The organism is Pseudomonas sp. TH15, assembly GCF_016651105.1.
Classification (GTDB): domain Bacteria; phylum Pseudomonadota; class Gammaproteobacteria; order Pseudomonadales; family Pseudomonadaceae; genus Aquipseudomonas.
On sequence record NZ_JAEKEL010000001.1, the window covers coordinates 3,668,166 to 3,684,178 of the forward strand.

The following is a 16,013-nucleotide window of genomic DNA, read 5'->3' on the forward strand; positions in this document are numbered from 1 at the left end:
GTCTGGATTGAACCCCAAAACTGTGGCGAGGGGATTCTATTTGCCGGTGGTTTTGGCTGTGCGCTTGGTTGGGCTTCGCGTTGATTTGCGTTTTTTCTTCCACGGTGCGGCTGCTTTGCCGGTCGGTGGTGGGCCGCTGATGGTCAGGCTCAAGCCGGCGCAGCGAGCGACCTGCTTGCTCATCCAGGCGGCCTGCTTGGTGACGAATTCTTCCAGGCTCATTTCGCCACTTTGCACCATGTCCAGCGCCTGTTCCCAAATCGCGGTGGTGCCAGGGTCGGCGATGGCCCGTGGCACGGCGTCGATCAGGCTGAACGCGGCCGGCGTTGCGGCCAGGGCCTTGCCGTTCTTCACCAGATAACCCCGGTCGAGCAGGCCCTGGATGATCGAGGCGCGGGTCGCTTCGGTGCCGATCCCGGTGGTGTCCTTGAGTTTTTGCTTGAGCAGCGGGTCTTCCACCAGTTTGGCGACGTTCTTCATCGCCTTGATCAAGTCGCCCTCGGTGAACGGCTTGGGCGGTTGGGTCCAGAGGTCCTTGAGTTTGACGTCGGCCACCGCACAATCGCGCCCTTCGGTCAGGGCCGGTAGGGTTTGTGGCGCTGGCGCCTCGCGGCCCTTGGCCGGAGCGAGGGCCTCGGGCAGGGCACGCTTCCAGCCAGGTTCGACGATCTGCTTGCCCACGGCGCGCAGAGCTTCGCCAGCACAGTCGAAGTCGGCCTGGGTGCGGTCGTATTCATGGTTGGGCAGGAACTGCGCCAGATAACGCGCGCGGATCAGCGTGTAAACCGCCCGTTGCTTACCCACCAACCGCTCGAGGTTTTTCGCTGCCGCGGTGGGGATGATGCCGTGGTGAGCGCTGACCTTGGCATCGTTCCAGGCCCGTGAGCGTCGCTGAGGCTCCAGATGCTCGTTCAAGGCGTTGAGGCTTGGGTCGGCCTGGCGCAGAGCGGCGAGAATGCCAGGCGCTTCGCTGTGCTGACTCAGGGGCAAATAGCCGCAGTCACTGCGCGGGTAGGTGATGACTTTGTGGGTTTCGTAGAGTGCCTGGGCGATGTCGAGGGTTTCCTGGGCGCCGAGGCCGAGCTTCTTCGAGCAGACTTCCTGCAAGGTGCCCAGATCAAACGGCAGCGGAGCGATTTCGCGCATGCGTTCGGTCCGAAGTTTGATCACCCGGGCGCTTGACGCACTGCCCATCGCCGCTGCCGCTTGCTGCGCCAGAGCCTGATTCAGGCAGCGATCCTGATCGTCGCAAACGTCTGATGCTGCGCGCCATTGCGCGGTGAACGTCGTGCCATCGTGCAGCAATTGCACGTCGATGGCCCAATAGGCGACAGGGACGAAATCGGCAATGTTGCGATCCCGATCCACCACCAGCCGCAAGGTCGGGGTTTGCACGCGGCCGACCGGCAGCACGCCTTGATAACCGGACTGTCGCCCCAGCAACGTGAACAGTCGACTCATGTTCATCCCGATCAGCCAGTCGGCCCGGGAGCGGCCCAGCGCCGAGTGGTAGAGGCTGAAGGTCTCGACCCCCGGCTTGAGCGCCGCCAAGGCCTTGCGGATCGACGCATCATCCAGCGCCGATAGCCAAAGCCGCCGGATCGGCCCGCGATAGCGGCAATGCTCCACCAGTTCCCGGGCGATCATCTCGCCCTCGCGGTCGGCGTCCGTGGCGATCACCAGTTCAGTGGCCTCGCCAAGCAAGCGTTTGACCGCTTTGTACTGGCTGGCGGTACGCGGCTTGACGGTCATCTTCCATTTGTCGGGGATGATCGGCAGGTCTGCCAGCACCCAGCGCTTGTAGCGCGCGTCGTAGGCATCCGGCGGCGCGGTTTCCAGCAGGTGGCCGATGCACCAGGTCACCGTGACGTTCGTTCCCAGCCAGCAACCGTCGCCCCGGCGCTTGGCGCCGAGCACTGCTGCAATGTCTTTGGCCTGGGAAGGTTTTTCACAGAGGTACAGCTGCATAACCACCATCGTCGATCAAGGTCGGAACAGGTGCACAGAATGGCCGGACTTGGCGCCAGGGGCAACTTTTATCTGTATGGATATACAGATAAAAAGCATTGCCGCAAGTGACGGGCAATACAGGGACGGCATACGGCTCTATCGAGAAATTGATTAGCGCCAGGTTTCAAGCTGTGTCAGTTTCACCGCGCCTGCATTAGGCGAGTGACAGGACGATCTCGCCAAGGGATCGCCGTGGTCTGTCGGAAACTGACTACTTTTAAACAAGGACGTAAGCAATGTCTCAAGCAAAATCCCGGGCCAGTGACGCCTACTCGACAGTCGACACCTTCAGCCACTTGTACGACCGTGGCGGCAGCGTTTTGGTGAACGGCAAACCTTCGTTCACCGCTGATCAGGCCGCCGACCAGATTCTGCGCAAGGGCGCGTCCTGGCATGACCAGAATAGCGACGGCAAGATCGACCTCAGCTACACCTTCCTGACCTCGAAACCAGCGAACTACAATCCGGCCCTCGGCACGTTCGGCGAATTCAGCGCCCAGCAAAAAGCCCAGGCGGTGCTGGCGATGCAATCCTGGTCGGACGTGGCCAAAGTCACCTTCAGCGAAGGCACCGGCGGCGACGGTCACATGACCTTCGGCAACTACAGCAACAACACTGGCGGCGCGGCGTTCGCCTATTTGCCACAAGGCAGTCAGTACGACGGCCAGTCCTGGTACATGATCAACGACCAATACCAGGTCAACAAAACCCCGGACACCAACAACTACGGGCGCCAGACCCTGACCCACGAAATCGGCCACACCCTGGGCCTGTCGCATCCTGGTGTCTACAACGCCGGCAACGGCAACCCGACCTATAACGACGTGACTTACGCCCAGGACACACGTGGCTACAGCCTCATGAGCTACTGGAGCGAAAGCAACACGCAGCAGAATTTCAGCAAGGACGGCAGCGGCGCCTATGCCTCGGCACCTTTGTTGGACGACATCGTGGCGGTGCAGAAACTCTACGGCGCCAACCTGGAAACCCGCGCCAGCGACACGGTCTACGGCTTCAACTCCAACGCCGAACGGGACTTCTACAGCGCTACTTCGGCCGCCTCGAAAGTGGTGTTTTCGGTGTGGGATGGTGGCGGTAACGACACCCTGGACTTCTCCGGTTTCAGCCAAAACCAGAAGATCAACCTCAACGAAGGCTCGTTCTCCGACGTGGGCGGTCTGGTCGGCAACGTATCCATCGCCCACGGCGTGACCCTGGAAAACGCTATCGGCGGTTCGGGCAATGACCTGCTGATCGGTAACGCGGTGGCGATCAACCATCTGTTCGGCGGCGCCGGTAACGACATCCTTTACGGCGGTGGCGGCGCGGATGTGTTGTGGGGCGGCGAGGGTGCGGACACGTTCGTGTTCGGCGCGGCAAGCGACTCGACCAACAACCAGCCGGACTGGATCATGGATTTCAAAAGCGGCCTGGACAAGATCGACCTGTCGGGCATTGCCGAGTTTGCTTCGGGTGCGGCTACGCTGAACTTCGTCAGTAATTTCACCGGCCATGCTGGCGATGCGATCCTGACGTACTACGCGCAGAACGGTCAGACCGGGCTGCTGGTCGACCTGACGGGGCAGGGGCAGGTTGATTTTGCCGTGGGTGTGGTGGGGCAGGCGGTGGCGACTGATATTGTTGCGTGATGCCTGAACACGCGGCCCTCACCCTAACCTTCTCCCAGTGGGAGAGGGGACCGATCGGGGAATGCTGAAGACATACGCCGACCTGATAGCACTTCGCTGAATCCCTAATCGAAGAAGCATTTTCAGGTCGGTGTAGAACGAAAGACACCTCGGTAGGCTCCTTCTCCCTCCGGGAGAGGGCTGGGGTGAGGGGCTTCTGGCCGTTCGGCTGCAAAATCGCCCTGACCTGACCCTATGGGCTATACCTGAACCGGTCTCTTTGCCGTATTCAGGAGGAACCCATGAAAAGCTCCGGTCCCAGTCCTGTCATCACCATCGCCGAGCAGCCCGGCTGTCTATTGGTGAAGTTTCACGGTATTCAGGTGGCCGCGTCCGCCCGGGCGCTGATTCTGATGGAAGCCAACTATCCGCCGGTGTATTACGTCCCGCGCGAAGACATCGACGAAAAGTACTTTGCCCGCACCGATCACACCAGTTATTGCCCTTACAAGGGCGATGCCAGCTATTTCAGCCTGCAAATCCCGGGGCATGAAGGCGCCAATGCGGTGTGGAGTTATGAGAACCCCAAGGTGTCGGTCGAGCAGATTCGCGACCACGTGGCGTTCTATCCCGATCAAGTGACGTTCGAGGTGATCAAGGCCGAGGCCTGAACTCACTAAGATGAATAACCTGTGGAGAGGGGATAAATCCCCTCTCCACAGGGGGAGAGGCTCAGTTTTTGTCGAGGTCGATGTTTTTGGTTTCGCGCAGGCAGATCATTCCCACAATCAGGCTCACCCCGGTAATCACCACCGGGTACCAAAGCCCATAGAAAATGTCCCCGGTGTACACCACCAACGCAAACGACACCGTCGGCAGGAACCCGCCGAACCAGCCATTGCCGATGTGGTAGGGCAGGGACATCGAGGTGTAGCGGATGCGCGTCGGGAACAGTTCGACCATCAGCGCCGCCAGCGGGCCGTAGCACATGGCGGAGATGATGATCAGCGCGATAATCAGCGCGACGATCATCGGTTTGTTGATCTGCTGGGTGTCGGCTTGCGACGGATAACCCGCCAGCGTCACCGCGCCACGCAGGGCCGCTTCGTCGTAGCCATCGATCTTCACGTCACCCACGCTGACCTGCACGCCACTGCCTGCCGGGGCCGCCGCACTGGTGTAGGGCAGGCCCTGCTTGACCAGAAAGGTTTTGACCTTGTCGCACGGGCTATCAAATTTCGCCTTGCCCACCGGGTCGAACTGGAAGGTGCAAGTGGCCGGGTCGGCCAGTACGGTGATCGGTGCCTGATGGCTGGCCTGGTCGATGGCCGGGTTGGCGTAGTGGGCCAGGGTCTTGAAGATCGGGAAGTACAGCGCGGTGGCCAGCAACAGGCCAATCATCAGCACCGGTTTGCGCCCGACCTTGTCCGACAGCCAGCCGAAAAAGATGAAGAACGGCGCGCCGATGATCACGCTGACAATCAGTAAACTGTTGGCCAGCGCCGGGTCCATTTTCAGGAATTGAGTGAGGAAGAACAGCACGTAAAACTGCGCAGCGTAGAAGGTCACGGCTTGCCCGGCGTTGATGCTGAACAGCGCAATCAGTACGACTTTGAGGTTCTCCCATTTGCCGAAGGAATCGCGCAGCGGTTGCTTGCAGAGCTTGCCTTCCTCTTTCATTTTCACGAAGGCTGGCGACTCGTGCAGGCTCAGGCGAATCCAGGTCGAGATGCCCAGCAGCACGATGGAAAACAGGAACGGAATGCGCCAGCCCCAAACTTCAAACTGGTCGCCGGTGAAGTAACGGCAACCGAGCACCACCAGCAGCGACAGCAACAGGCCGAGGGTGGCCGTGGACTGAATCCAGCTAGTGTGGAAACCGCGTTTTCCCATCGGCGCATGTTCTGCGACGTAAGTCGCGGCGCCGCCATACTCGCCGCCGAGGGCCAGGCCCTGGAGCATGCGCAGCAGCACCAGAATGATTGGCGCGGCGATGCCGATGCTGGCGTAGGTCGGCAGCAACCCGACACAGAACGTCGCCAGACCCATGAGGATGATGGTTGCGAGGAAGGTGTATTTGCGCCCGATCATGTCCCCCAACCGACCGAACACCAGCGCACCAAACGGCCGCACGATGAAGCCGGCGGCAAACGCCATCAGCGCGAAGATGAACGCCGTGGTGTCGTTGACCCCGGCAAAGAACTGCTTGCTGATCACCGCCGCGAGGGCGCCATAAAGGAAAAAGTCATACCACTCGAACACCGTCCCCAGGGACGAGGCGAAGATGACTTTCTTGGTGCCGCTGCTGACGCCCGCGCTGCGCGTGGCTTCCAGAGGCTGAACGTGTTCTGACATATCGGTATCCCTCACAGTGATTGTTTTTGTTGTTCCACTGTCGGCGCCGGCCTTGTGGGCGGGTGCCGCGTTTTTCCATAAATCGGGGTGTACATCGATCCTGTGGGAGCGAGCTTGCTCGCGATGGCGGTCTTCCAGTCAAAGAGATATTGCCTGACACACCGCTATCGCGAGCAAGCTCGCTCCCACAGTGTGATTCAAGCGTTACTCAGCAGTTCCTTCTGTGGATTGAGGCTTCTTGTGCCGGGGTTAAGGATCAACTGCGCAGCCTTCTCGGCAATCATCAGCGTAGGCGAACACGTGTTGCCCGAGGTGATGCGCGGCATGATCGAGGCGTCGGCGATGCGCAGGCCAGGAATGCCGTGGACGTTGAGCTGCGCATCAACCACCGCATCCGCGTCGCTGCCCATCCGGCAAGTGCCCACCGGATGAAAAATCGTCGTACCAATCCGCGCAGCGGCTTCGTGCAATTCCTCTTCACTCTGCAAACTGTCACCGGGCAAATACTCAACCGGTTTGAACGCCGCCAGGGCCGGCGCGGCAACGATGCGGCGTGTCAGGCGAATCGCGTCCGCCGCGATGCGCAAATCCTCGCGATGGCTCAGGTAATTGGGCTGAATCAGCGGCGCTTCCTGCGGGTCAGCGCTACGAATTTCAATGCGGCCACGGCTCTGCGGGCGCAGATCACAGACCGACGCGGTGAACGCAGGGAAGGGGTGCAACGGCTCGCCAAAACGCTCCAGCGACAGCGGCTGCACATGGTATTCAAGATTCGCCGAAGTCTGCTCCGGCCCCGAACGGGCAAACGCCCCCAACTGACTCGGCGCCATGGACAACGGCCCGCTGCGGTCATACAGATAACGCAGGCCCATGCCCATCTTGCCCCACACGCTGCCGGCGATCTGGTTCAGGGTGCGGGCGTTTTCCAGTTTGTAGATAAGCCGCAGTTGCAGGTGATCCTGCAGGTTGCCGCCAACCCCCGGCAGTTCATGGGCAACGCCGATCCCCAAACGTTGCAGCAGCGAACGCGGACCGATCCCGGAGCGTTGCAGGATGCTCGGCGAACCGATGGAGCCGGCGCACAAAACGATCTCCCTGCGCGCCTTGAAGGTTTTCGCCTGACCCTGCCAACGCGCGCTCACCGCCGAAGCGCGGCCGTTTTCCAGCAGCACGCGGTCCACTTCAACCTCAGTCAGCACGGTGAGATTGGCACGGTTACGGATCGGCTTGAGAAATGCCTTCGCCGCGTTCCAGCGAATCCCGGCCTTCTGGTTAACCTGAAAGTAACCACAACCTTCGTTCTCGCCCTGGTTGAAGTCATCGATGCTGGCGATGCCGCTTTGCTCGGCGGCGCTGCGGAATGCATCGAGAATCGGCCACGACAACCGCTGACGCTCCACGCGCCATTCCCCGGCAGCGCCGTGAAATTCCGAGTCGCCGGCAAAATGGTTTTCGCTTTGTTTGAACAGCGGGAATACGTCTTTCCAGGACCAGCCCGGATTGCCCTCGGCCGCCCAGCCATCGTAATCGCCAGCCTGGCCGCGCATGTAGATCATGCCGTTGATCGAGGAGCAGCCACCGAGCACTTTGCCCCGTGGGTAGCTCAGTGCGCGACCTTGCAGACCGGGTTGCGCTTCCGTCTTGAAGCACCAATCGGTGCGCGGGTTGCCGATGCAGAACAGGTAACCCACCGGGATGTGAATCCACGGGTAGTTATCGCGCCCGCCGGCTTCGAGCAGCAGCACCCGGTGTTGCGGGTTGGCGGACAATCGATTGGCCAGCAAACACCCGGCCGGCCCGGCGCCGACCACGATGTAATCGAATTCATCTAGGGAGGTCTGCATCCCTTACCTCTGATTGTTTTTGTTGTTGGGGTCATCCTAGTTGTTAGCTTTCGTATAAAGAATGTTAGATTTTGCGCAGCCGCTGTGCGTTTTTAGACAGTGCTTCTATCAGCGTAGCCCCAAGGAAGATTCATGTTCGATTGGAATGACCTGCGGTTTTTTCTCGAATTGCAGCGCAGCGGCCGCTTGCTCACCGCTGCCCGGCGCTTGAACACCACCCACGCCACCGTGGCCCGGCACATCGAGGCGATTGAAAAGAGCCTCGGCACCGCGCTGTTTGTCCAGCACGCCCAAGGCTATCAACTGACCCCGGCGGGTGAAGCGCTGCTCAAACACGCCGAAGCCATGGAAAACGTCGCGCTGCTGGCCCAGGAAGAAATCACCCAATCCACAGCGCCACTGGGCAAAATCCGCGTCGGCGTGACCGAAGGACTGGGCATCATGTTCCTCGCCAGCCGCATGAACGGCCTGTTCGAACGCTACCCAGGGCTGGAAGTGGAACTGGTCGCGGTGCCGCGCTTTGTCAGCATCCTCAATCGTGAGGCGGAAATCAGCATTCATCTGGAACGGCCGGCGGCGGACATGCTGGTGACGCGCAAACTCACGGATTACCGCCTCGCGCTGTATGCCAGTCAGGCCTATCTGGATAAAGCGCCGTCGCTGCAAAGCCGTGAAGACCTCGGCCGGCATGCCTGGATCGGGTATGTGGATGATTTGTTGTTCAGTCAGGAGTTGATGTTTCTCAACAGTTTCTGCCGCAATCCTCGCGTGGTGTTCCATAGCACCAGCGTCATCGCCCAGCAGGAGGCAGCGCGGTCGGGGTTGGGCATTGCGGTGCTGCCTTGCTACATGGCCGAGTCGGATCCGCAGCTTGTGCCGTTGCTGCCGGATGAAAGCATCGAGCGCAGTTACTGGATCAGCACCCGGCGCGAGTTGCACAAATCGGTGCGGCTGCGGGTGGTCTGGGATTATGTGGTGGGGTTGTGTGAGGCGGAGCAGGGGTTGTTGCTTAACCTTTAAAGTCAAAAGATCGCAGCCTTCGGCAGCTCCTACTGGCGCGGTGTAGGAGCTGCCGAAGGCTGCGATCTTTGATCCGGGTTGATTAATATATGGATATCCGTATATTCGAATTTCCGTATGTGTTGGTGCCGTTCCATGATCACCCCCACCGAAGTCTTCAAAAGCCTCGCCGACGAAACCCGTGTGCGCGCCATCCTGCTGATTGCCGATCAAGGTGAACTCTGTGTTTGCGAGCTGATGTGTGCGCTTGACGACAGCCAGCCGAAGATCAGCCGTCACCTCGCGCAACTGCGCAGCAATGGCCTGCTGCTCGATCGCCGTCAGGGGCAATGGGTCTACTACCGCCTCAATCCGCAGCTGCCCGATTGGGTTCGCGAAATTCTCCAGGTGACGTCTGGGGCCAACACTGATTGGCTCAAGGACAACGCGGCCCGTCTGCAAAACATGGATGGCCGCCCGGTTCGCGAAGCCGCTTGCTGCTGAGAGAGAAAAACCATGCGAATCCTGTTCATGTGCACGGCCAACAGCTGCCGCAGCATCCTCTCGGAAGCCATGTTCAATCACATGGCGCCGCCCGGATTTGAGGCGGTCAGTGCCGGCAGTTTTCCCAAAGGCCAGGTGCTGCCGCGCAGCCTGTCGACGCTGCAACTGGCCGGCGTAGCCATCGATGGCTTGCACAGCAAGGGCAACGACGCTTTCGAAGGCAACCCGCCAGACATCGTCATCACCGTGTGCGACAAAGCCGCCGGCGAGACCTGCCCGGTGTATTTCGGCCCGGCGCTCAAGGCCCATTGGGGACTGGAAGATCCCTCTGAGGTGGCCGGTGACGAGGCTTCGGTGAGTGCCGCTTTCCGCGCGACATTGATGCGTATCGGCCAGCGCTGCCAGGCCTTCCTCGATCTGCCCTTTGAAACCCTCAGTCGCGATGAATTGAAAACTGCGCTCGATCGCATCGGCGCGCTTTAAGGAACACTCATGTCAGCCCACCTGCCAAACCTCGATACCAGCTTGTTCGATAACGCCAAACCGTCGAAGCCCGGCGAGCACAAACCACGCATCCTGTTGCTGTACGGCTCCACGCGCGAGCGCTCATTCAGCCGGTTACTGGTGGAGGAGGCCGCTCGGTTGCTGGAACACTTCGGCGCTGAAACGCGCGTCTTCAACCCGTCCGGTTTGCCGCTGCCCGACGACGCGCCCGTCGACCATCCCAAGGTTCAGGAACTGCGCGATCTGGTGCTGTGGTCGGAAGGGCAGGTCTGGTGCTCGCCGGAACGACACGGCGCAATGTCCGCCGTGTTCAAGGCGCAGATCGACTGGGTTCCGCTGGAGCTTGGCGCCGTGCGCCCGACACAGGGCAAGACCCTTGCGGTGATGCAGGTCTGCGGCGGGTCGCAGTCGTTCAACGTGGTCAATCAACTGCGCGTGTTGGGCCGTTGGATGCGTATGTTCACCATCCCTAACCAATCTTCGGTGCCCAAGGCCTACATGGAATTCGACGAGGCAGGACGGATGAAACCGTCGCCGTTCTACGACCGTGTGGTCGACGTGATGGAGGAACTGGTGAAGTTCACCGTGTTGTTGCGCGATCAGCAGACGCATCTGGTCGACCGCTACTCCGAACGCAAGGAAAGTGCCGAGCAGTTGATGGCAAGGGTCAATCAGCGCTCGATCTGAATGCGAGAAAAAGCCCTGATTCAACTGCTGGCGGTTACGTCGATCAGTGGAATCGGTTCGATCGCCCAGGCACTGCTGTTGCGTCGTTCGGGGCACGGAATGGCGCAGGCCTTGCGCCCGGTAAAGTCGCGGGCGAGTCGGGCTTCATCGATCTGCCAGCCCAGGCGTTCCAGTTCGCGAAGGCGTTTGCGCAAGGCGATCTGCAGCGCATCGGACTTCAACGAAACTTCTTGCTGCCAGGAATCCGGTACGCGTTCCGGGCGCACGTTGCGCAGCACTGCGTGATCCTGTCGGAAAATCTTCAGATTGCTGGCGACGAAGCGTCCGTCGAGCAATCGCGAGCGTAGAAACGTGCGCCCCATCATCCACCACGTGCGCGTGCGGTTGGCGTCCACTGGCACATGGGCAGCAACAATGTAGATCCGCCAGCCATTGGGTAATTGCAATTGCAGCGTGGTACAGGGGCCTGACAAATGAAACCCGGGCACGGTTGTCACGCTGACCTGTTTGGTGGCGGATTTGCGCCTGAACAGCCCGGTGCGCTTGGGTCGCTTCATCAACATTCGGGCCTGACCCTGCCACGCATCGCTGTCGACGTCGAACGCTTCGATTTCCGGATGAGCCGGGTCGCCGAAGGTCGAACCATGCACGAAAGGCGCGTGTGCAAAATCCAGCCCGTTTTCGATCACCCGATCCCAACTGGCTTCCCAGTCAAAGTGCCCACTGACCACGCGAACGTTGGCATCATCGAGCCAATCCAGGGCAGGAAGCGGCGGGCGTTCAGCCTCTGGCAAATCGCCTAGAAAGGCCCAAATCCAGCCGTAGCGTTCCGCTGTCGGGTAGGCATCAACCCGCGCCTTCTCCGGGATCCGCAGAGTGGGCTGAGCGGGGATCTGCACGCACCGGCCGTCACCGTCGAAGCGCCAGCCGTGATAGGGGCACTGCACGCTGTCGCCGACCTTGGCCCCGGCCGATAGCGAACCCCCACGGTGCACGCAAATATCGGACAGCAGACGTGCCTTGCCGTGGCTGTCGCGGAAGGCGACAAACGCCTGGCCGAGCAGGCGTATCGGCGCGATCTCTTGGGTCAACTGCGATGAGGGAAGGATGACGTACCAAAGGTTTTTGAGCATGGGTTGCGGTGACCGAAAGGGTAGGGACGGGGCTCTGGACGCTTTGAGCATAGATCCGGCCAAGCAGTTCATTGAATGAACTGCATGCGCTGAGATTCGATCAAGGTTCTGAAGAAAATCGCCATGCGTCGCTTCGGCCTGCTGGACGATGTGCCGGGCGAAGGCCTGGACGGAGGGGTGTTTCAGCTCTGGTTTAATCGCAGGCGAGGATAGTTGGCCCATGCAACTAACTGGCTGAGCCACAGGTCACTCAATTTGCGGAGGTCGATTCAATTCGCACGACCTCGAATATCGAAGACGCTGCCCGTGGCCACTCATCTTGATCGTCGCAACAACCTGTCACTGGACAGCCTGAACTTCTTCCTCGCTGACGTGCGCGACGGGCTCGGGCCCTATCTGGCGATTTACCTGCTGGCGGTTCATCAATGGGACCCGGCCAGCATCGGCCTGGTGATGACCATTGCCGGAATCGCCGCGCTCATCACGCAAACGCCAGCAGGCGCATTGGTCGATAGTACGCGTCGCAAACGGGCGATCATTGTCATTGCGGCGTTGCTGGTGACGGGCAGTTGTCTAGTGTTGCCTTTCGTCACCTCGTTCAGTCTGGTGGCGCTGACTCAAGCCCTCAGCGCTGTCGCCGCATCGATTTTTGCTCCTGCCATTTCGGCGATCACTTTGGGCATCACCGGGCCTCGCGCGTTCACCCGCCGCACTGGGCGCAACGAAACGTTCAACCACGCCGGCAACGCCTGTGCGGCATTGTTGGCAGGCTTGTTTGCCTACCTGCTCGGCCCGGTAGCGGTGTTCTATCTCATGGCGGCGATGGCGCTCGCCAGTGTCATCGCCGTGTCTTTTGTCTCGCCAACAGCCATCGACCATGATCTGGCGCGGGGCCTGAACCCCGGCAGTGCCGGGCATGGCACACAACCCTCTGGTTTGTCGGTACTCCTCAAGAACAAACCGCTGCTGATGTTTGCCGTGTGCTGCGCGTTGTTTCACCTCGCGAACGCAGCAATGCTGCCGCTGGTGAGTCAGAAATTGTCCCTGGTGAATTTGCAGATGGCCACGCCACTGACATCTGCCTGCATCGTCGCCGCGCAATTGGTGATGGTGCCGGTGGCCTTGCTGGTGGGATGGAAGGCCGATGTGTGGGGACGCAAGCCGTTGCTGCTCGCCGGTTTCCTGATCCTGCCGTTGCGCGGGGTGCTTTATACCCTGTCGGACGATCCGTACTGGCTGGTGGCCGTGCAATTGCTGGACGGTGTCGGTGCCGGGATCTTCGGCGCATTGTTTCCGGTGGTGATCAAGGACCTGACCCAAGGCACCGGGCGCTTCAATGTAAGCCTGGGTGCGCTGTCGACGGTATTTGGCCTGGGCGCCGCACTGAGTAACGGCCTTGCGGGATTCGTGGTGCAGGCCGCTGGCTACAGTGCCGCGTTCCTGACTCTGGCGGTGGTCGCCGCCGCTGCGTTGATTCTGCTTTGGGTGGCCGTTCCCGAGACGTTGCAGTGTTCAAGTGCCGAAGCAGATACCCGCCAAATGGACGACTCACTCGCGAGAGTGACGAACGGCCGCCAATAATGGAACATCAGATACTGTGTGCCTCCTCCCTTGTGCAGGTTTAGGACGGGTTTTTGGCCTGTCGGTTTTAAGATCAAAAGATCGCAGCCTGCGGCAGCTCCTACAGGGCTTCATTTTTTGCGTACGTCAGCCGATTACATTCACACGATTCCACGGATGCATTACATGAAAAAGGCATTGGTTGTTCTGGCCATCACAGGCGTCATCGCCGGGTGTCAAACCGCCCCGGTACAAAGTCCCATGCAACAGAGCTTTGCGAATATCCAATGCATGCTTATTGGCGGGAAGAAAGAAATCACCGCGAACGAGGTGCAATTTGTCCGTAACGCCAGCGACAACGGCAACGTGCGCTGCAAGACCGAACTCGGTGGCTTGTACGAATCCGGTCGCGGTGGCCTGCCACAAGACTTCGGCAAGGCCAGATCGCTGTACGAATCGGTCGCTGCCGTGGATGGCGCCGGTAACGAAAGACTCGCGCGCATGGCCGAGGAAGGCCACGGGCAGCCGCGCAACGATGTGGAAGCGCGACGGCTTTATGAGTTGGCGCTGACCAACACCGACAGCGATAAAAGCAAACTCGCCTTGGCCCGATTGATGGAAGAGGGCCGTGGGGGCCCACAGGATCTGTTCGGGGCAATGATGTATTACGTCGAGGCCAGCCAGCATGCCGGCGATGTCTCGTGGCAGGGTATTCAACGGATTCGCGCTCAAGGAGTGGCGCTGACACCTGAACAGACCCAGCGCTACAACGACGTCTGGAGCGACACCAGTCGCAAGAGTATCAATCGTACGACCATGGACATCGAGATTGCCCTGAAGAAGCAAATCCAGCGCGGCATCGCGAGCAAACCGGTGACGCTGCAAGTGCAAGGCAAAACGGGTTCGAATGTGCCGCACATCGCAGTGCTCGAAAGCTCGGGCAACGCTGACGTCGACCAGGCCGTGCTCAACGCCTTCGGCAAATACCGCATTCCGGCCGAACCGATATTGCCGGCAGGCCAGGATTCATGGTCGTCCGAGCGATCCCTCAAAGTCGGTTTGAACTGAAGCACTGCAGCCACTTGCCGGGACCACGACGCGCGTCCACTCTATGGCATGCCGACAAGGAGCGTCAGCCGACTCTCCGTCGCGACCACAGGGAGCTTGCAGCATGAGCGAAGACAACAAAGTCAAAGGCCCGGCATCCTACTTTCCGTCCATCGAAAAGAAGTACGGCCAGCCCATCGACCACTGGTTGAGTCTGCTCGCCAGCGTCACCGACAAAAAACACATGGAGCTGGTTGCCTGGCTCAAAGATGAGCACGGCATGGGCCACGGCCATGCCAACGCACTGGTCGCGCATCATCTGGCCAAGGACAAAAAATGAGGGCAGGGCAGCCATGAACTTCTCCCATCGGCCAGTGACGGCCGACGATGTCACAACCATCTGCGGTTTTCCGCAGGGCGTTCAAGAGTTGTACTTCATGTTCCCGAAAGCGCAGTACCCGCTGACGGCAGAGCAGATGCACACCGCGATCAGCCAGCGTTTCGACTCCACGGCATTTTTGGCCAACGGCGAGTTCGTCGGTTTCGCCAATTTCTACCGCGCTGAACACAACGGTATCTGTTGCATCGGCAACGTCATCGTCGCGCCCTATGCGCGAGGCCAAGGCGTCGCCCGATACATCATCGAAACGATGACGGCACTGGCTTTCGAAAAGTACCAGGCCAACGAAGTGCAACTGTCCTGCTTCAACGAAAACACCGCCGGCCTGTTGCTCTACCCGAAACTCGGCTTCGTGCCGTTCGCCATCGAAGAGCGACCGGCACCGAACGGCGGTCGCTCAGCGCTCATTCACATGACCCGCAGTCGAGGCGCCATCGATGCCGCTGAGCTTCCATAAAATGCACGCCAACGGCGATGACTTCGTCGTGGTCGATGCGCGAAACACCACCAACCCGATCACCAGCGAACTGGCCCGACAGCTGGGTGATCGGCATCGAGGCATCGGTTTCAACCAACTCGCCGTGGTGCTCGATTGCGCAGACGCCGATGCCCGGCTGCAGTTCTGGAACGCCGACGGCTCGGCGCTCGACGTGTGCGGCAGCGCCACCCGTGGCGCCGCCGACCGACTGATGCGCGAAGCCAGCCGAAAATCGATCACCCTGCGCACCCAACGCGGTGTGCTCTACTGTGAACGCACGCCCAGCGGACTGATCTCGGTCGACATGGGCCAACCGCTGCTCGACTGGGCCGACATTCCACTGGCCGAGGCACACGACACGCTTTGGCTACCGTTGCCCGGCGAACCCGCCGCGTGCAGCATGGGCAACCCGCATTGCACCTATTTCGTCGAAGACCTCAGCATCCTCGACCTCGCCGCCCTCGGCCCAACCCTCGAAACCCATCCGCTGTTCCCGAGCAAAACCAACGTTCACTTCGTCCAGGTCATCGACCGCAGCCACATCCGCCTGCGCATCTGGGAGCGCAATGGCGCGATTCCGCTAGGCTCCGGCTCCTGCGCTTGCGGCGCCGCAGTAAACGGCATCCGCCGAGGCCTGCTCGACCAAACCGTCATCGTCGAATGCGACGGCGGGCCCGTCACCGTCCACTGGAACGGCACCGACAGCGTCACCCTGAGCGGCCCGGTCGAACCGATCTTCTCCGGCACAATCCCCTAACCCCCGAAAGGCCTCATCTACGCCAACCCATTTCCCTATCCCCCGACGGATTCATCTGCTCCAACCCCGACCGCCCCCTGTAGGAGCTGCCGAAGGCTGCGATCTTT

The 16,013-nt window shown here is 60.4% G+C and carries 15 protein-coding genes; 11 read left to right on the forward strand and 4 right to left on the reverse strand.

Translation table 11 applies throughout. The features are described from left to right. Nucleotides 1-36 precede the first annotated feature (36 nt). On the reverse strand, nt 37-1,968 hold the full coding sequence (locus JFT87_RS16410) for a DNA topoisomerase III (RefSeq protein WP_201202855.1): 1,932 nt from the start codon (nt 1,966-1,968) through the stop codon (nt 37-39). A 278-nt stretch (nt 1,969-2,246) separates the two neighbouring features. On the opposite strand from JFT87_RS16410, the gene JFT87_RS16415 reads away from it, so the two are divergent. Then, nucleotides 2,247-3,659: a serralysin family metalloprotease gene (locus JFT87_RS16415; RefSeq protein ID WP_201202856.1), complete on the forward strand. Its 1,413-nt coding sequence runs from the start codon at nt 2,247-2,249 to the stop codon at nt 3,657-3,659. Between the two features lie 281 nt (nt 3,660-3,940). Continuing rightward, on the forward strand, nt 3,941-4,309 hold the full coding sequence (locus tag JFT87_RS16420; protein WP_201202857.1) for a DUF427 domain-containing protein: 369 nt from the start codon (nt 3,941-3,943) through the stop codon (nt 4,307-4,309). A 61-nt stretch (nt 4,310-4,370) separates the two neighbouring features. On the opposite strand, the gene JFT87_RS16425 is transcribed toward JFT87_RS16420, so the two are convergent. Further along, nucleotides 4,371-5,993 carry an MFS transporter gene (locus tag JFT87_RS16425; RefSeq protein WP_201202860.1) on the reverse strand — a complete coding sequence of 541 codons (1,623 nt, stop codon included), beginning with the start codon at nt 5,991-5,993 and terminating at the stop codon, nt 4,371-4,373. A 197-nt stretch (nt 5,994-6,190) separates the two neighbouring features. Then, on the reverse strand, nt 6,191-7,837 hold the full coding sequence (locus JFT87_RS16430; RefSeq protein ID WP_201202862.1) for a GMC family oxidoreductase: 1,647 nt from the start codon (nt 7,835-7,837) through the stop codon (nt 6,191-6,193). Between the two features lie 132 nt (nt 7,838-7,969). Between JFT87_RS16430 and JFT87_RS16435 the strand changes: the two genes are divergently transcribed. The 4 genes from JFT87_RS16435 (at nt 7,970) to arsH (ending at nt 10,531) form a co-directional block, all read left to right on the forward strand. Next, the gene (locus tag JFT87_RS16435) at nt 7,970-8,857 is read left to right on the forward strand and encodes a LysR family transcriptional regulator (RefSeq protein WP_201202864.1); all 888 of its coding nucleotides are present in this window, start codon (nt 7,970-7,972) and stop codon (nt 8,855-8,857) included. A gap of 135 nt (nt 8,858-8,992) precedes the next feature. Continuing rightward, on the forward strand, nt 8,993-9,340 hold the full coding sequence (locus JFT87_RS16440) for a metalloregulator ArsR/SmtB family transcription factor (protein ID WP_201202866.1): 348 nt from the start codon (nt 8,993-8,995) through the stop codon (nt 9,338-9,340). 12 nt (nt 9,341-9,352) lie between these two features. Next, entirely contained in the window at nt 9,353-9,823 is a 471-nt protein-coding gene (locus JFT87_RS16445) for an arsenate reductase ArsC (RefSeq protein ID WP_201202867.1), read from the forward strand. A gap of 9 nt (nt 9,824-9,832) precedes the next feature. Continuing rightward, nucleotides 9,833-10,531, forward strand: a complete 699-nt coding sequence (gene arsH / locus JFT87_RS16450; RefSeq protein ID WP_201202869.1) for an arsenical resistance protein ArsH — start codon at nt 9,833-9,835, stop codon at nt 10,529-10,531. A gap of 20 nt (nt 10,532-10,551) precedes the next feature. Here arsH and JFT87_RS16455 read toward each other — a convergent pair whose 3' ends face one another. After that, a complete protein-coding gene (locus tag JFT87_RS16455; protein WP_201202870.1) occupies nt 10,552-11,664 on the reverse strand; it encodes an aromatic ring-hydroxylating dioxygenase subunit alpha in 1,113 nt (370 codons plus the stop codon). Between the two features lie 306 nt (nt 11,665-11,970). Here JFT87_RS16455 and JFT87_RS16460 point away from each other — a divergent pair, with 306 nt between their 5' ends. The 5 genes from JFT87_RS16460 to dapF all read left to right on the forward strand — a co-directional run bounded on the left by JFT87_RS16460 (nt 11,971) and on the right by dapF (nt 15,906). Beyond that, the gene (locus JFT87_RS16460) at nt 11,971-13,245 is read left to right on the forward strand and encodes an MFS transporter (RefSeq protein ID WP_201202871.1); all 1,275 of its coding nucleotides are present in this window, start codon (nt 11,971-11,973) and stop codon (nt 13,243-13,245) included. Between the two features lie 165 nt (nt 13,246-13,410). Next, nucleotides 13,411-14,292: a tetratricopeptide repeat protein gene (locus tag JFT87_RS16465; protein WP_201202872.1), complete on the forward strand. Its 882-nt coding sequence runs from the start codon at nt 13,411-13,413 to the stop codon at nt 14,290-14,292. A gap of 103 nt (nt 14,293-14,395) precedes the next feature. Next, a complete protein-coding gene (locus JFT87_RS16470; protein WP_201202873.1) occupies nt 14,396-14,611 on the forward strand; it encodes a DUF4287 domain-containing protein in 216 nt (71 codons plus the stop codon). Nucleotides 14,612-14,624: 13 nt separating this feature from the next. Then, the gene (locus JFT87_RS16475) at nt 14,625-15,128 is read left to right on the forward strand and encodes a GNAT family N-acetyltransferase (RefSeq protein ID WP_201202874.1); all 504 of its coding nucleotides are present in this window, start codon (nt 14,625-14,627) and stop codon (nt 15,126-15,128) included. Next, nucleotides 15,109-15,906 carry a diaminopimelate epimerase gene (dapF, locus tag JFT87_RS16480; RefSeq protein ID WP_201202875.1) on the forward strand — a complete coding sequence of 266 codons (798 nt, stop codon included), beginning with the start codon at nt 15,109-15,111 and terminating at the stop codon, nt 15,904-15,906. The genes JFT87_RS16475 and dapF overlap by 20 nt, the downstream gene beginning before the upstream one ends. The last annotated feature ends 107 nt before the right edge of the window (nt 15,907-16,013 follow it).

What these genes read in the sequence shown, in the direction of transcription:
- JFT87_RS16445 (WP_201202867.1), top strand. Translation starts at nt 9,353, where the DNA reads ATGCGAATCCTGTTCATGTGCACGGCCAACAGCTGCCGCAGCATCCTC.
- JFT87_RS16435 (WP_201202864.1), top strand. Translation starts at nt 7,970, where the DNA reads ATGTTCGATTGGAATGACCTGCGGTTTTTTCTCGAATTGCAGCGCAGC.
- dapF (WP_201202875.1), top strand. Translation starts at nt 15,109, where the DNA reads ATGCCGCTGAGCTTCCATAAAATGCACGCCAACGGCGATGACTTCGTC.
- JFT87_RS16455 (WP_201202870.1), bottom strand. Translation starts at nt 11,664, where the DNA reads ATGCTCAAAAACCTTTGGTACGTCATCCTTCCCTCATCGCAGTTGACC.
- arsH (WP_201202869.1), top strand. Translation starts at nt 9,833, where the DNA reads ATGTCAGCCCACCTGCCAAACCTCGATACCAGCTTGTTCGATAACGCC.
- JFT87_RS16425 (WP_201202860.1), bottom strand. Translation starts at nt 5,993, where the DNA reads ATGTCAGAACACGTTCAGCCTCTGGAAGCCACGCGCAGCGCGGGCGTC.
- JFT87_RS16420 (WP_201202857.1), top strand. Translation starts at nt 3,941, where the DNA reads ATGAAAAGCTCCGGTCCCAGTCCTGTCATCACCATCGCCGAGCAGCCC.
- JFT87_RS16410 (WP_201202855.1), bottom strand. Translation starts at nt 1,968, where the DNA reads ATGCAGCTGTACCTCTGTGAAAAACCTTCCCAGGCCAAAGACATTGCA.
- JFT87_RS16470 (WP_201202873.1), top strand. Translation starts at nt 14,396, where the DNA reads ATGAGCGAAGACAACAAAGTCAAAGGCCCGGCATCCTACTTTCCGTCC.
- JFT87_RS16475 (WP_201202874.1), top strand. Translation starts at nt 14,625, where the DNA reads ATGAACTTCTCCCATCGGCCAGTGACGGCCGACGATGTCACAACCATC.
- JFT87_RS16430 (WP_201202862.1), bottom strand. Translation starts at nt 7,837, where the DNA reads ATGCAGACCTCCCTAGATGAATTCGATTACATCGTGGTCGGCGCCGGG.
- JFT87_RS16465 (WP_201202872.1), top strand. Translation starts at nt 13,411, where the DNA reads ATGAAAAAGGCATTGGTTGTTCTGGCCATCACAGGCGTCATCGCCGGG.
- JFT87_RS16440 (WP_201202866.1), top strand. Translation starts at nt 8,993, where the DNA reads ATGATCACCCCCACCGAAGTCTTCAAAAGCCTCGCCGACGAAACCCGT.
- JFT87_RS16415 (WP_201202856.1), top strand. Translation starts at nt 2,247, where the DNA reads ATGTCTCAAGCAAAATCCCGGGCCAGTGACGCCTACTCGACAGTCGAC.